We start from the raw sequence: 15,169 nt of genomic DNA on the forward strand, positions 1-15,169 counted from the left end.
AGACCCGAGCCCCGCCTCATCCTCGCTGACTGAACCCAGTTGGCAGCCGGTGGGCGTCACAAAATCGCTGGAGATTTGCTGCCATGGATTCCCGCACATCCACCATCACGCTGCGCATCGAGAAGCTGCGCGATGCCATGAAATCGCAAGGCGTGCACGCCGTGCTGGTGCCTTCCAGCGACCCGCATCTGTCTGAGTACCTGCCCGAGCGCTGGCAGAGCCGGCAATGGCTGTCGGGCTTCACCGGCTCGATGGGCACCCTGGTGGTGACACTGGACCGCGCCGCCATCTTTGCCGACACCCGCTACTGGACCCAGGCCGAGGCTGAGCTGGCCGGCACCAGCATCACGCTGGAAAAAATCTCCAGCGCCATGTCGCCCCAGTTCATCGACTGGATCATTGCCCAACTCAAGCCCGGCCAAACCCTGGCCGTGGACGGCCAGGTGCTGAGCCTGGCCCTGGCCCACACCTTGCGCGCGGCCATGGCCAAGGCTGGCCTGCAACTGCGCACCGATGTCGACCTGATCGACGCCGTCTGGACCGAGCGCGCCAGCCTGCCTCTGGCCCCCATCTACGAACACCTGGCCCCACACGCCACCAGCAGCCGTGCCGACAAGCTGGCGCAGGTGCGCGCGGCCATGGCGGCGCTGGGCCAAAGCCATCACTTCATTTCCAGCGTGGACGATGTGGCTTGGCTGCTCAATCTGCGCGGCGCGGATGTGGACTACAACCCGGTCTTCATGGCCCACGCTCTGCTCAGCGAGCAAGACCTGACCCTGTTTGTGGGTGCCGGCAAGATTGACGCCGCGCTGCAAGCCCGCCTGGCCGCCGATGGCGTGCGCCTGGCCGCTTACGCCGACGCTGCCCCGGCACTGGCCGCCCTGCCCGCCGGCGCCCGCGTGCTGATGGACCCCAAGCGCGTCACCCTGGGCTTGCGTGAAGCCGTGCCGGCCCACGCCACGGTGCGTGAAGCCATCAACCCCAGCACCCTGGCCAAGAGCCGCAAGAGCGCAGCCGACGCTGCCTTTGTGCGCGAAGCCATGGCGCAGGACGGCGCCGCGATGTGCGAGTTCTATGCCTGGTTTGAACAAGCCCAAGGCAAGGAGCGCATCACCGAAATCACCATCGACGAGCAGCTCTCGGCCGCGCGCGCCAAGCGCCCCGGCTTTGTCGGCCTGTCCTTCCCCACCATCGCCGGCTTCAATGCCAACGGCGCCATGCCGCATTACCGCGCCACGGCCGAGTCGCATGCGGTGATCGAAGGCAACGGCCTGCTGCTGATTGACTCCGGTGCGCAATATCTGGGCGGCACCACCGACATCACGCGGGTCTGGCCCATCGGCCAGGTCAGCGCCGCGCAAAAGCGCGACTACACCTTGGTGCTCAAGGGAACGCTGAACCTGTCGCGCGCGGTTTTCCCGCAAGGCACGCTGAGCCCCATGCTGGACGCGCTGGCGCGCGCGCCGCTGTGGGCCCATGGCCTGGACTATGGCCACGGCACCGGCCACGGCGTGGGCTATTTCATGAATGTGCACGAGGGCCCGCAAAGCATCTCCAAGGCCATTCCTGACGCCAATATGGCGATGGAGCCAGGCATGATCACCTCGATCGAGCCGGGCCACTACCGGCCGGGCCTGTGGGGCGTGCGGATCGAGAACTTGGTGCTCAATATCGCCAAGCCCACCAGCGAGAACGGTGCCTTCGGCCAGATGCTGGCGTTCGAGACCCTGACGCTGTGCCCGATCGACACCCGCTGCATCGATATGAGCCTGATGTCGGCCGAAGACTGCGCTTGGCTGAACAGCTATCACGCCGAGGTGCGTGCGCGCCTGCAGCCGCTGGTGAGCGGCGCGGCGCTGGATTGGTTGATGGCGCGTACCGAGGCGATCTGAAGCCGCGCTGAGCAGGCCACTTCACGCTAGCCCCTCTCCTCTGCGGCGGGGCTGGCAGCTGGCCAAGTCGGCCCCTCGCAGTCTGCGCGGCAGAGCGATTTCAGGCTACCCCCATGCGGCCGATCAACGCTTTTTGCGAGAGTGACGGCCGCTGGCCTTGGGTTGAGCCGATCGCTCGACTGAGCAGGTCGGTGGTTGAATTCCCTTTGCTTTTGGGCTGGTGGGGCTGCTGTTCGCGCCCCTCATGCCCTCAAGCCAGCCATGCGGCGCAGATTCAGTGCCGCGCAGACAAGCTTGAACTCGGGGCGAGCCTTGTCGGTGCCCCGTAAGCTGGATGGCCGAAAGCCCAGCGATTGTTTGATCCACGCATTGGGTGGTTCGACGATGGCATTGAGCCTGCGGTATTTGGCATGGCCCTCGGCACTTTTCTGCTTGCCCGCCATCGCCGCCGTGAGCGGCCGTTTGTCCTTGTCAGGTTCGTCCTTGTCAGGTTTCTCCCTGTCAGTCGTCACTTGTTGCTAGCCTTCGCGCTCCAGCGCCACGAAAAGCTCAAGCGCGAGCCGAGCCGCCACTGGCCTTGGCCGCTAGGTGCCGACTACAGCACGGTCGATGCGATGACCTCGATGCTATGCCCTAGGACACGCGGTTTCGCCGCCCGGCGGCGGTAGTGACGCTGGTTCAACCGCCCCATGAAGGCCTGCGGCTACGCCGCTGGCGTGAAGCCGCGAAAGGGCTTGTTTTCGAGTGCGCCCGATAGTCCTCCTGCTGTGGAGGGAATTGGTGTTTGGCCGCGCATAGTCGGTGCTGCTGACGGTACGATCTCCGTCGAGGTCGGCCATTAGGCTGCGAAAAAATAACAGCACGACGAGGAAGACGCCGTCAATGTCCAAGCTAACTGCCTTTTTGAGCGGCTGCACCGCGACCGCCACTGCCTTTATTGCCATTGCGCTGCTGACCGGCGCAAAGGCTCCGCCGACCAAGTTCGAAGAAATTGACGTGGGGCGAATCAATGTGCGCGAGCCAGATGGCACGCTGCGGATGGTGATTTCCAACCGCGCGCAGTTTCCCGGCGCTCCTTGGAAAGGACAGGAGATTGCGCGCCCCGATCGGCGCAGCTTTGCTGGCATGCTCTTCATCAATGATGAAGGCACGGAAAACGGCGGCTTGATCCAGCGCGGCAGTGTTGGCGTCAGTGGCAAGGCGGATGCCGGCCTGAGCCTGACATTCGACCGTTTCCGCCAAGACCAAGTGTTGCAGCTCTTGCACGCAGAGCAAGGTGGGCAAGCGATGACTCACCTGCTGATCAATGACGAACCTTCGCATGAGCTGATGGACGTCAAAGACCGCATGGCGCGTTTTGACGAAATCGACAAGCTCAAGCCACTCGAGCGCCGTCAAGCCATGCAGGAGATGAGCGAAAAAGGCGTGATGCCCGCCAATCGTGTGCGCCTTGGCACCACGCGAGACAAGGCATCGGCCTTGTCTCTGGCCGATGCCCAGGGTCGCACCCGCATGCTGCTCACGGTCAGCGCTGATGGCAAGCCGAGCATTCAGATGCTGGATGAAAAAGGCAAGGTGGCCAAAACGATTGGCCTGGACACGCCCTGAAACAAGCTGAACAAGAGTGTACGGGGCCACCCCTAGCTCCCAGGCTCCGAGAGCCGGGGGTCGGCGGCCCTCTGCTCAGCGCCCCGCCACAACAGGCGGAGCATTGGCCTCATCCTTCTGGCCACATTCTGAGATCGGTCTCATGAAGCAGTCGTTGCAATTCACCTTCGTGGCTGCGCTGTGCTCAGCCGCATGGGCCGGAGCTTACAGTTCGCCCGTCAACACCGTGACCCAATATCAAGGTCAGCCGGTGAACGCGCAGCAGATTCTTGTGGCCGGTGAGCGTTTTCGCAATGTGTATGCAAGCCCGAAGCAGTTTCCAATCACCTGCTCGGAGGACTGCTATGCACCAGACCCACGGGTGAAATGCGAGCGGCATGCCGAGAATTGCCAGGTGCAATGGTCGGCCTTGCCGGCGAAATTCGGCTGGCAGTTGCAATGGGTCGGCCATGCCAGCTTCAGGCTGCTCACTGCCGACGGCGATCTCTTGTTGCTCGACCCGGTGTCAAATGGGTTTGACTGGCCTATCAACTGGCTTGGCGCAATCGTGGGAAGCCGTCGTAGCGCCCCGTCGCATCGCCGGCTGGCGCAGGACGAGGTCCCGTCCGCAGTCTTCTACTCACACGCCCATTACGACCACTACAACCGGGCCGACCTGAAGAAACTGCCTCCGCAGACAAGACTCTTTGTGCCCATGGGCATGGCCGAATATCTGCCGCAACAAGGCTATCAAGTGCATGAAATGGCCTGGTACAGCCAGCACCGAGTGGACAAGCTGAGTTTGCACTTCGTGCCGGCGCACCATTTCACCGGCCGCAATATGTACGAGATTGATGGCGATAAAAGCCTGTGGGGCGGCTGGATCATTGAGTCGGGTGAGCACAAGCTATTCTTCGCCGGCGACACTGGGTACTCACCTATCTTTCAAGACATCAGGAAAAAGTACGGCGCGATGTCAACATGCTTGCTGCCGATTGGTTCTTACCATGGCGACAACTATCGCAATGCGCATCTAGCCCCCGAAGATGCCCTGAAAGTCGCGCAAGAACTGGGCTGCGAACGCATGATCCCTTGGGGCTATGGCAATCACAGTTGGCTGATGGGTGATAAATCCTCACACTCAGCTTTGCTGCGGCTGTTGAGCATGCACCGCCAACTGAAGTCAGCGATCCAAGTGCAGGTACTGAACGAGGGGGAGATTGTCTGGTTCTGATGCTGTTGGCCGCAGCTTAGATTGGCGTCATTCAGGGCGGCGCCTGTACGGTCTCGGGTCCAGTCATTTTGTCAATGCCTGCGGCTGCGTTGCCAGTGTGAATTCGCGCTGCGCGTAGAGCTGCGGCGCGGTGCCGGTGACGATCAAGAACGCAGCAGGCTGTGCAGATCAGGGTGGGCCATTACCGCCACCACCAGCTTGCATTGCCGAGGCATTGATACGCGAGCAGCACGAACACAACGCAGAGGTAGGCGTTGGTGGCGCCGTCTGCGATCACGCCGGCCAAGCCGATTGGCGCGCTGTTTAGGAGCCTTCGAGGCAGAACTCGCTCTGCCGCGCAGACTCTTGGCTTAGTTGGGAGCGGCGTGCGCGCGGGTGCACCGCGCCCTCACATCTGCCGGAACAGATGCAGATAGCTGCGACTCACCGGCAGCACCTCGCTGCGGCCGCGCAGATGCACATCGGCGGTCTCATTCGCACCGCGGGTGACATGGCTGATGGCGTGCAGATTGACCACCACCGAGCGATGCACCTGCACGAACTTCTGCGGGTCGAGTTGCTCCATCAGTTCACGGATAGGCGTGCGGATCAGCGCCTCGCCCTCGCTCCACACCACCAAGGTGTATTTCTCGTCGGAGCGCAGATAGATGATGTCGTCCACCGGGATCAGCTTCAGCGTGGAGCCGACCGAGGCGCGAATCCATTGCAGATAAGGCTTGGGCTGGGCGCTGCCGCTGCCTGCTGCGGGCAGCGCGTCACCGTTGCGGGCCAGTTGCGCCAGCAAGCGCTCGATGCGGTCTTCCAAGGCTTGGGTCGTCGCTTGAGCGGCATTGGACGTGGCCGGTGTTGCGGCCGAAGCCTCGCGCTCCCTTAAGCGTTCCTGCAAGCGCTGCACCGTGTCGGCCAGGCGCTTGTCTTCCAGCGGTTTGACGAGATAGTCCAAAGCGCCTTGCTCAAAGGCCTGCACCGCGTACTGGTCGAAGGCGGTAACGAAAACAATCTGGGCGCGCCGCGCCAACTGCCGCGCCGCCTCAATGCCATTCAAGCCCGGCATATGCACATCCAAAAAGACGATGTCGGGCTGCAGTTCCTCAAACAGCTCCAGCGCCTCGCGCCCGTTGCGGGCCTGACCCAGCACGTCCAACTCGGGCCAGGCGGCCTTCAATGCGCGCGCCAGGCTGTCGCGCAGCAGCGGTTCGTCATCGGCGATCAGGGCCGTGGGCGGCTTCGGAAAAGAGCTAGGCAAAGGGCTTGTCATGGCAGGGGAAACTCAATCTCGGCGCGCAGGCCATGGGGCAAATTTTCACTCAGGTCCAGGCGTGACCCGGGGCCGAAGAAGATCTTCAGGCGTTCGCGCAGATTGCGCAGGCCGGTGCCTGAGCCGCTGCTCTGAGTCAGGCCCACGCCGCTGTCGCTGACCCAGATGCGGACCTTGCCTGCGTCTTGCGCGGCCGACACCACAATGCAGCCGCCCTCCTCGCCGGGGTCGATGCCATGCCGGATGGCGTTCTCCACCAAGGTCAGCAAGGCCATGGGTGGGAAGCGCAGGGCATGCAAATCAACGGGCACCGTGATGTCGAAACTCAGGCGATCGGGCATGCGCAGATGCATCAATTCCAAATAAGCCCGCACCAGGCTCAGCTCATCGCCCAGGCTGGCAGCTTCGTTTTGCAAGCGCGGCATGGCGGCACGCAGATAAGCGATCAGGCTGCGCAAGACCGGTGCGGCCTGCGGCGAACCCGTTTCCACCAAGGCGCGTACATTGGCCAAGGTATTGAAGAGGAAATGCGGCTCCACCTGGGCTTGCAGCAGGCGGAGTTGGGCGTCCAGGGTTTGGCGCTCCAACTCGCTGCGCTCCAGATCGAAGCGCAAGGCCTGGCTGCGCGCCTCGGCATCACGCTGACGATAGAGCGAGGCCATGGCCAGCAAAGGCGCCACCACCAAGCCTGAGCCGGAGATGAAGATCATGCCCATCACCTTGCCCTGGCTATTGAGCAGGGACTCCAGATCCCCGCCCACCGCCACCACATAAACCAGCAAGGTGGCCAGCGGCACGGTCAACACCACCGCCACCACCTGCAGCAGCCAACGCGCGATCCAACTCGGCAGCCGGCGCGGCCATTGCCCCGCGGCCGAGAAGGCCAACAGCCCCAGCAGACCGACCACCAAGGTGCGACCCAGCAGGACCGAGAAGGGCGTGATGAAGATGCCCTCCAAGGCCATGGCGGCCAAGGCCGACAAGACCAGCGCCAGCCCCACCCGCGGCAGGGTCAGATAGGCAATGAACTGCCGCCAGGCCTGCGCATGGCTAGGCAAGGCGGGCGCCGACAGTGAAGAATTGATAGACATGCCGCAAGCGTAACGGCAGCACCAGCCTCACAGGAGCATTGGCGGGGGGCTAAGCGACGAACAACGGTTTGGCGGCGTCAAATGGCCGGCCACAGCCCGCTCATCAGGCCTTCAAACAACAGCGGAGGCTGCCAACTCGCCGCGATCTAGGTCGGGCGAACGATCCGGCAAACGCTCAGGCCTGGGCCCAAGCCTGAATACAGGCCTGCGCGTCAGGCCAGCACCCCAACCCGGCACATCACCACCTCGCGCCCGGCATTGATGGCAAAACGCAAGGCCTCGGCCGCCGTGGCCCAGGCGAAGCCGCCGGCCAGGTTTTCATCCCGAAAAGCCTCCTGCCGCTGCCCATCGCCGCGCACCCGCATCACCACCACGGCCGCCACATAGCCGTAGCGATTGGGGCGATCCAAGGCCCCCGCATAGATCCGAAAATCCCCAGCATCCACTTCGTCGAACTGCATGATCACTCCCTGGCGACCCAACAGCGGCCGCCTGCGGTACCCACTATCGGCGTTCGCGGGCGCACAAGCATCCCACCCATTGGAGGGCACCCGAAAGAGGGATTTGCGAAGTCAGCCTTGCTGCCCGCGGGTTTCAAAACCTGGCGGCGCCGGGCTCCCAGGCGCATCCATCATGGTGAACAGAACAGCCTTGGACCTCGCCACGCGCACTTTGACCTGAGGGCATGGTCTGCCGCCCCGCCCCGAAAACACTGCCGCAAAAACGGGCCAAACCCTATAGTCAGCGCTCTACCAACCTGATCAGGAGCCACCATGTCAGCTGTGAAGACGTTTCGTGTTTGTGCCCCGATTTGCTTGCTTGTTCTGGCCGGCTGTGCCTCCAGCCCGCCTGAAACTGTCGCCACTCGCACCGAAGTGTGCAAGGCCAGTAGCGAGGCAGAGATTGCCGGCTTGTTTGATCGCTGGAACCAGTCGCTGCAAACCGGCGACGCCAAGCAGGTGGTGGCGAACTACGCGCCCAAATCGGTGCTGCTGGCCACGGTATCCAACACCCCCAGGCTGGACGCAGCGCAAAAACAGGACTACTTCGAACATTTCCTAGAGAACAAGCCCCGGGGCATGATCGACTCGCGCACGATTGAGCTGGGCTGCAACACGGCCGTGGATGCCGGGCTCTACACCTTTGCCTTCGGCAAGACCGGTGCCACGGTCAAAGCCCGTTACACCTACACCTACCGGTGGGACGGCACGCAATGGCTGATTACCAGCCACCACTCTTCGGCCATGCCGGAAAAGTAAACAAGCAAACATCTAGGCGCACCAACTGCCAACTCCGCCCGCCCAAGCCTCGCCCCCAAAGCGCGGGCTGGCCCGGGCGGGCCACAAATCCCGCTACACTGCGCGCCAACCATGATCGCCATCCGCCGCATCCTGCTCATCCTGCTCATGCTGACCCTGGGCCTCCAGTCCAGCTGGGCGGCTGTGGCTGGCTTGTGCCTGCATGAGGTGGACACGCGCGCCGCGACCCATCTGGGCCACCATGCGCATGAGCATGCGCAGCAGGCCGGCAGTGATGAAGGCCAAAACGCCAAAGCCAAGCAACAGCCCGGTCAGCACGCTGACTGCGCCACCTGCCATGTCAGCTGCGGTGTGCTGGTTCAAACCGCAGCCGCGACCAGCCTGCAGCTGCCCAACAGCCGGGTCGACACGCCCTATCTGCGCAGCGTCACCCAGGGTCAGCCCGAGCGCCTGATCCGCCCCCCACGCCACTTCCTCGCCTGACGCCCGGCTCCCCTGCGGAGCCGCCTTCACGCTGCACGCAGCCGCCCAAGCACGGGCGCTGCGACGAGGAAATTTATGAGCAAGAAATTGCCGTCGCGACAGGCCAATGCCTGGGCGCGACTGAGCTTGGCCATGGGCTTGAGCCTGGGTCTGGCTGGGCCCGTCATGGCCGACCCGCCCAACATCCCCAACACTCCAAATAGCAACACCAACCCGCCTACCGCCACGCTAGCCCAGGCATTTGAGCAAGCCTGGGCCCAACAGGCCGCGGCTCAGGCCGCGCCGCAATGGCGCAATGCCGCGCAAGGCCGCCAACAAGCCGCGCAAAAGTGGCTTGCCGACGCCCCCGCGCTGGACCTGGCCGCCAAGACCGACAGGCTCAACCGCAACGGTGGCAGCCGCGACTACGAGGCCGGCCTGAGCCTGCCGCTGTGGCTGCCGCGTGAGCGCGCGCGCAGCCAGGCCTTGGCCGGCGCTGAACTCACTGCGCTGGAAAGCCAACTGGCAGCTGAGCGTTTGCGCCTGGCCGGCAGCTTGCGACAAGCCTGGTGGGCTTGGCAGCTGAGCAAGCAGGATCAGCGCATCGCCCAAGCGCGCCACACTGCCGCCGCCCAGCTGGCGCAAGATGTCGCCAAGCGCCTGCAAGCGGGTGACCTCACCCGCGCCGATCAGCATCAAGCGCAGGCCGCTGAGGCCGCCGCGCAGGCCGAATTGGCTCAGGCCGCGGTCCAGCGCTTGCAAGCCGAGCAAGCGCTGGCGGCCCTGGGGCTGAGCGACGTCTTGGCAAATGACCCCGCTGAACTTGAGGCGGAGGCTCTGACCGAGGCTCGCCCCGCGGCAATGGCCGAACTCGCGCCCGAGCATCCGGCCTTGCTGGCCCTGCGCGACCGCGCCGCCCTAGCGCAGCGCAATGCCGAGCTGGCCGCCACCCAGTCGCGCGCCAACCCGGAGTTGCGCCTGAGCAGCACGCGTGAGCGCGCCAGCTTTGCCGAGCCTTATGCCCAGAGCATCACCGTGGGCCTGCGCCTGCCGCTGGGCAAATCGGCAGCCTCGCAGAGCAAGCAAGCCACGGCCCTGGCCGAGCAACTGGAAGCGCAAGCCCAGCTGACCCAGCAAAGCCTGGCCCTGCAAGCCGAGCTGCGCAGCGCCGAGGCCCAGCTAACAGCCAGCGGCCTGGCAGCGGAAGCGGCCCAGCGCCGCGCCGAACTGCTGGCGGCCACGCGCGGCTTCTACGCCAAGTCCTTCGCCCTGGGGCAGAGCGATCTGCCGACCCGGTTGCGGGTCGAGCAAGAAGCCTTTGAGGCACAGCGCCTCAGCGCCCGCGCCCGGCTGCAAGCGGCGCAAGCCGTCTCAGCCCTGCGCCAGGCCCAGGGCTTGCTGCCCTGATGAGCCTCGCGCCACGCAGCTCTGCGACCCACACCAACTATTTCTCGACTATGAAAATGAAATCCAACATCGCCGCGCTGGCGCTCAGCCTGCTCGCCCTGCCGGCCGCAGCCGGCCCTGGCCACGACCATGATGAAGAAGCATCAGCGCCGACTCACCCGGTCAGCAGCGAACCCCAGGTACGCGCCAGCAGCAGCGCCAAGCTGTTTGAGCTGGTGAGCGTGCTACAAGGGCATGAGCTGACGCTCTACGTCGACCACCTGGCCGACAACCGCCCGGTGCATCCCGCCACGCTAACCGCCACCTTGAACGGGCACCCGATCAAGGTGCAGCCCCATGGCGAGGGCGAGTTCCATGCGGAACTTGAAGCAGAGCCCGGCACAGGTCCGCTGGCGCTCAGCGTTTTAGTGAACAGCGGCGGTAGCAGCGAAACCCTGCAAGTCGAACTCAGTCCGCCGGTGCTTGACGCGCAAGGCGATGCCCATGCAGCCGACGGCCCGCGCTGGAAGTCAACCCTGGCCGCATTTGCCACAGCACTGGGCCTCAGCGCTCTGATCGCCTTCATCTTCACCCGGCGCCGCCGCATGGCCGCCGCTCGCCTGGGAGCCAGCGCATGAAAAACATCACCACGCCAACCCGCCTCCGCACACCCTTCAAAACCCTGGTGCTGGCCCAAGTGCTGGCTCTGATGTGGCCAAGCTTGAGCCTGGCCCATGAGGGTGATGATGACAAGCCCGCCGCAAAGCCTGGCCTCAGCCAGCCAGCCAACACCGCCGGCACGCCAAAGCGTCAGGCCGACGGCAGCATCTTTTTGCCCAAGCCGGCCCAGCGTCAACTGGATCTGCGCACCCTGGCGGTGACCCAGGCGGAACTGCCGCGCAGCCTGAGTTTGAACGGGCGCGTCAGCATGGATCCCAATGCCGGTGGTCTGGTGCAAGCCTTGCAAGCTGGGCGCTTGCAGCCTGGCCCGCGCGGTCTGCCGACGCTGGGCCAACAAGTGAAGCAAGGCGAGCTGCTGGGCTATTTGCTGCCCGCCAGCGCCAGCCTGGACCGGGCCGACAAGCAGGCGCAAATCGCCGAGCTACACGCAGCACAGTCACTGGCCCAAAAGCGCCTCGCACGCTTGCGCGAATTGGCCGACACCGTGCCGCGCAAAGACATTGAGGCGGCCGAGAGTGAGCTGGCCAGCCTGAGCGGCCGCGACCAAGCCTTGCGCGCTGGTTTGACCGAGCGCGAACCCTTGCGCGCGCCGGTCAGCGGCGTGATCGCCGCCAGCTATGCGGTGGCCGGCCAGGTGCTGGAAGCACGCGAGCGGGTGTTCGAGATCGTCGCCCCCGGCCGCCTGCAAATCGAGGCCTTTGCCTACGACCCAGCCGTGGCCCAGGATGTGACCTCGGCCTTTGTGGCCGTGGGCCAGGGTCAGATTGAGCTGCGCTTTCTGGGCGCTGCCCGCAGCCTGCGCGAGCAAGCCCTGCCCCTGCACTTCCAGGCTCAGGGCACTGGGCTGATGAACCAGTTGGCGCTGGGGCAAAGCGTCAAGGTGGTGGTGCAGACCCGCAGCAAGATCAGCGGCATGGCCGTGCCGGCATCTGCCTTGGTGAAGAACGCCGCTAATCAAAGCCAGGTCTGGGTCAAAACCGGGGCCGAACAGTTCGAGCCGCGCGTGGTGAGTTGGCAAGCGCTGGACGCGAGCTCGATCGCCGTTACCGCCGGCCTGCAGCCGGGTGAGCGGGTGGTGAGCCAGGCAGCTGCCTTGCTCAACCAGATTCGCTAAACAGCCGAGGCCTCACATCATGTTCAAGTGGCTTCTCAATACCAGCCTAGCGAATCGCCTGCCCGTCATCATCGCCGCCTTGCTGGTGATGGCGTATGGCGTGTTCACCCTCTCACGCACCCCGGTCGATGTTTTCCCCGACCTCAACAAACCCACCGTCATCTTGATGACCGAAGCCGGCGGCATGGCCGCCGAGGAGGTGGAGCAGCTGATCACCTTCCCGGTGGAAACGCTGATGAACGGCCTGCCCGGCGTGGAGTCGGTGCGCTCCAATTCCAGCGCCGGCCTGTCCTTCATCACCATCACTTTTGACTGGCAGGTGGAAATCTACCGCGCCCGCCAAATGGTGGCCGAGCGCCTCTCCACCGTGGGCGACAGCCTGCCGCCCGGCATCACGCCGCATATGGGGCCGATCAGCTCCATCATGGGCGAGATCATGCAGATCGCCATCCCCATCACGGCGCAGAACGACAAGACCACCGGAGTGAATGGCGCCATGGTCGTGCGCGAGTACGCCGACTGGGTCTTACGCCCGCGCCTGCTGGCGATTCCAGGCGTGGCCCAGGTGATTCCCATCGGCGGCGAAGTGCGGCAGTTCCAGGTTCAGCCGGACTTGGCCCGCATGGCCGAGTTGGGCGTCACCCAGGCTCAGCTGGTGGGCGCCTTGCGCGGCTTCTCGGCCAATGGGTCAGGCGGCTTTCTGGAGCTCAATGGCCGCGAGCTCCTGATCCGCCAGATCGGCCGCAGCGGCGCCAATGCCGCCGACAGCCTGACCGATCTGCAAAACCTGGCCCTCGGCGCCAACAAGGGTCAGCCCTTGCTGCTGCGCCAGGTGGCCGAGATCACCTTCGCACCCGCCGTCAAACGCGGCGACGCGGGCTTCGAAGGCCAGCCGGCGGTGATTCTGGGCGTGCAAAAACAAGCCGGTGCCGACACCCTGGCGCTGACCCGCGGCATCGAAGCGGCGCTGCAGGAACTGCGCCCCGCACTGCCCCAGGGCATGGCCGAGCCACGCGTCACCTTCCGCCAAGCCAGCTTCATCGAGGCCTCGATCAACACTTTGCAAGGCAAGCTCGTGGCGGCCTCGCTGTGCGTGGCGGTGATCCTGATGCTGTTCCTGGGCAATCTGCGTATCACCTTGATTGCGCTGGTGGCGATTCCGGTGTCGATCTGCGTGACCGCGCTGGTATTCCGTTACTTCGGCATGTCCATCAACACCATGACCTTGGGCGGCCTGGCGATTGCCATCGGCGGCCTTGTGGATGACGCGGTGGTGGACATCGAGAACATCTTGCGCCGCCTCAAGCTGGACCGCGCCAAACCGGCCGATCAGCGCATGGCCCCCATGGCCCTGGTGGCCAAGGCCAGCATGGAGGTGCGTTCGGGCATCTTGTACGCCACCGCCATCTTGGTGCTGGTGTTCCTGCCGCTGTTCGCGCTGCCGGGCATGGAGGGGCGTTTGTTCGTGCCCCTGGGCATTGCCTTCATCGTTTCCACCCTGGCCAGCTTGTTGGTCTCGGTCACGCTGACCCCGGTGCTGAGCCTCTACCTGCTGCCGCGCATGCGTTCGCTGGACCACGGCGATACCCGCTTGCTGGCCTGGCTCAAGCGCCTCTACCGCCCGGCCCTGCAGGCCACGCTGGCGCGGCCGCGTGCGGCTTTGGCGGCTGGCACCGTCGCGGTCTTGATGGCTTTGGCCGCCCTGCCCTTCTTCGCCAGCAGCTTTTTGCCGCCCTTCAATGAAGGCACCTTGCTGGTGGGCTTGCGCCTGAACCCTGGCGTCACCCTGGCCCAGAGCTCAGCTGTGGCGGCGCAGGCCGAACAACTGGTGTCCCAGGTGCCGGAAGTGACCCATGTGGGCCGACGCAGCGGCCGCGCCGAGTTGGACGAACATGCCGAAGGCGTGCACGTCAGCGAGCTGGACCTCGGCCTGCTGCCACCGGCGCAGATGAAGCGCACGCTGGATGAGGTCAAGGCCGATATCCGCAGCCGGCTGAGCCTTCTGCCGGCGGCCATCAGCATCGGTCAGCCGATCTCGCACCGCATCGACCACATGCTCTCGGGCGTGCGCTCGCAAATCGCCATCCGCATCTTCGGCGAAGACCTGGACGCCTTGCGCGGCCAGGCCGAAAGCCTGCGCGCGCGCCTGGCCACCATTCCCGGCATCGCCGATTTGGAAGTCGAAAAGCAGGTGCTGGCGCCGCAGCTGAAGATCCGCATCGACTACGCCGCGGCCGCCCGCTACGGTGTGCCGGTGCCGCAGCTGGTGGCCAGCTTGCAAAGCCTGCTGGTGGGTGAGCCGCTGAGCCAGATCGTGGAACAAGGCCGCCGCTTCCCGCTGCTGCTGCGCCTGCCCGACAACGCGCGCGGCACAGAGGGCCTGGCGCGCATGCTGGTCGAGACGCCAATGGGTGCGGTGCCACTGTCCCAATTGGCCCAGATCGAGGATGCCGACGGCCCGAATCAGATCAGCCGTGACGATGGCAAGCGCCGCATCGTGCTGGCCGCCAATGTGCAGGGCCGCGCCCTCTCGGACGTGGTCACCGACATCCGCGCGGTGCTGGCCGATACGAAGTTACCCGACGGCAGCTTCATCACCCTGGGCGGGCAGTTCCAGGCGCAGGAAGAAGCCGCGCGCTGGGTGGGTCTGCTGTCCATCGTCTCGGCGATGCTGATGTTTGTGCTGCTGTACAGCCGCTACCGCAGCTACCGCTTGGCCGCGCTGATCATGCTCAACATCCCGCTGGCCCTGGTCGGTGCGGTGCTGGGACTGTGGTTGTCGGGGCAGCCGCTCTCAATTGCCGCGCTGGTGGGCTTCATCACCCTGGCCGGCATTGCGGTGCGCAACGGCATTCTCAAGCTCAGCCACTACATCAATCTGATGCGTTTTGAGGGCGAACGCTTTGATCACGCCATGATTGTGCGCGGCTCGATCGAGCGCCTCAGCCCCGTCTTGATGACGGCCTTGGTGACGGCGTTTGCACTGGCGCCCCTGCTCTTCGAGGCCGAACGGCCGGGCACCGAGATCTTGCATCCGGTAGCGGTGGTGATCTTCTCGGGCTTGATCAGTGCCACTTTGCTGGACACTTTCTTGACTCCCGCGCTGTTCTGGCTGATCGGCCGCAAGCCGACCGAGCGACTGCTCGACCAGACGCAAGGGGGGACTCAAGAAGAGGCGTTCTGACATCCGGCAGGGCATGAGTTG

At 64.7% G+C, this 15,169-nt stretch carries 13 protein-coding genes; 9 read left to right on the forward strand and 4 right to left on the reverse strand.

From position 1 onward, the window contains the following. Nucleotides 1–83 precede the first annotated feature (83 nt). Nucleotides 84–1,892, forward strand: a complete 1,809-nt coding sequence (locus tag AABB87_RS03870; RefSeq protein WP_341969942.1) for an aminopeptidase P family protein — start codon at nt 84–86, stop codon at nt 1,890–1,892. Nucleotides 1,893–2,134: 242 nt separating this feature from the next. On the opposite strand, the gene AABB87_RS03875 is transcribed toward AABB87_RS03870, so the two are convergent. Then, nucleotides 2,135–2,404 carry a transposase gene (locus AABB87_RS03875; RefSeq protein ID WP_445944830.1) on the reverse strand — a complete coding sequence of 90 codons (270 nt, stop codon included), beginning with the start codon at nt 2,402–2,404 and terminating at the stop codon, nt 2,135–2,137. A gap of 370 nt (nt 2,405–2,774) precedes the next feature. Between AABB87_RS03875 and AABB87_RS03880 the strand changes: the two genes are divergently transcribed. Further along, nucleotides 2,775–3,500: a hypothetical protein gene (locus AABB87_RS03880; protein WP_341969943.1), complete on the forward strand. Its 726-nt coding sequence runs from the start codon at nt 2,775–2,777 to the stop codon at nt 3,498–3,500. Between the two features lie 142 nt (nt 3,501–3,642). After that, nucleotides 3,643–4,713, forward strand: coding sequence for an MBL fold metallo-hydrolase (locus AABB87_RS03885; RefSeq protein WP_341969944.1), 1,071 nt, complete (start codon nt 3,643–3,645; stop codon nt 4,711–4,713). Nucleotides 4,714–5,101: 388 nt separating this feature from the next. On the opposite strand, the gene AABB87_RS03890 is transcribed toward AABB87_RS03885, so the two are convergent. From AABB87_RS03890 to AABB87_RS03900, 3 genes are all read right to left on the reverse strand, one after another. Continuing rightward, nucleotides 5,102–5,971 carry a LytR/AlgR family response regulator transcription factor gene (locus AABB87_RS03890; RefSeq protein WP_341969945.1) on the reverse strand — a complete coding sequence of 290 codons (870 nt, stop codon included), beginning with the start codon at nt 5,969–5,971 and terminating at the stop codon, nt 5,102–5,104. Continuing rightward, a complete protein-coding gene (locus tag AABB87_RS03895; protein ID WP_341969946.1) occupies nt 5,968–7,062 on the reverse strand; it encodes a sensor histidine kinase in 1,095 nt (364 codons plus the stop codon). The genes AABB87_RS03890 and AABB87_RS03895 overlap by 4 nt, the downstream gene beginning before the upstream one ends. Nucleotides 7,063–7,274: 212 nt before the next feature. Next, entirely contained in the window at nt 7,275–7,523 is a 249-nt protein-coding gene (locus AABB87_RS03900) for a hypothetical protein (RefSeq protein ID WP_295080717.1), read from the reverse strand. A gap of 312 nt (nt 7,524–7,835) precedes the next feature. Between AABB87_RS03900 and AABB87_RS03905 the strand changes: the two genes are divergently transcribed. The 6 genes from AABB87_RS03905 to AABB87_RS03930 all read left to right on the forward strand — a co-directional run bounded on the left by AABB87_RS03905 (nt 7,836) and on the right by AABB87_RS03930 (nt 15,148). Beyond that, nucleotides 7,836–8,321 (forward strand): nuclear transport factor 2 family protein, encoded by a 486-nt coding sequence (locus tag AABB87_RS03905; RefSeq protein ID WP_341969949.1) that lies wholly within the window; start codon nt 7,836–7,838, stop codon nt 8,319–8,321. Between the two features lie 111 nt (nt 8,322–8,432). Beyond that, nucleotides 8,433–8,804 carry a hypothetical protein gene (locus AABB87_RS03910; RefSeq protein ID WP_341969950.1) on the forward strand — a complete coding sequence of 124 codons (372 nt, stop codon included), beginning with the start codon at nt 8,433–8,435 and terminating at the stop codon, nt 8,802–8,804. A gap of 75 nt (nt 8,805–8,879) precedes the next feature. Next, on the forward strand, nt 8,880–10,190 hold the full coding sequence (locus AABB87_RS03915) for a TolC family protein (protein ID WP_341969952.1): 1,311 nt from the start codon (nt 8,880–8,882) through the stop codon (nt 10,188–10,190). 50 nt (nt 10,191–10,240) lie between these two features. Next, nucleotides 10,241–10,807 (forward strand): hypothetical protein, encoded by a 567-nt coding sequence (locus AABB87_RS03920; RefSeq protein WP_341969953.1) that lies wholly within the window; start codon nt 10,241–10,243, stop codon nt 10,805–10,807. Continuing rightward, nucleotides 10,804–11,964, forward strand: coding sequence for an efflux RND transporter periplasmic adaptor subunit (locus tag AABB87_RS03925; protein WP_341969954.1), 1,161 nt, complete (start codon nt 10,804–10,806; stop codon nt 11,962–11,964). The genes AABB87_RS03920 and AABB87_RS03925 overlap by 4 nt, the downstream gene beginning before the upstream one ends. Nucleotides 11,965–11,983: 19 nt before the next feature. Beyond that, nucleotides 11,984–15,148 carry an efflux RND transporter permease subunit gene (locus AABB87_RS03930; protein ID WP_341969956.1) on the forward strand — a complete coding sequence of 1,055 codons (3,165 nt, stop codon included), beginning with the start codon at nt 11,984–11,986 and terminating at the stop codon, nt 15,146–15,148. Nucleotides 15,149–15,169: the final 21 nt, after the last annotated feature.

Source organism: Roseateles sp. PN1 (assembly GCF_038419725.1).
GTDB lineage: Bacteria > Pseudomonadota > Gammaproteobacteria > Burkholderiales > Burkholderiaceae_C > Paucibacter_A.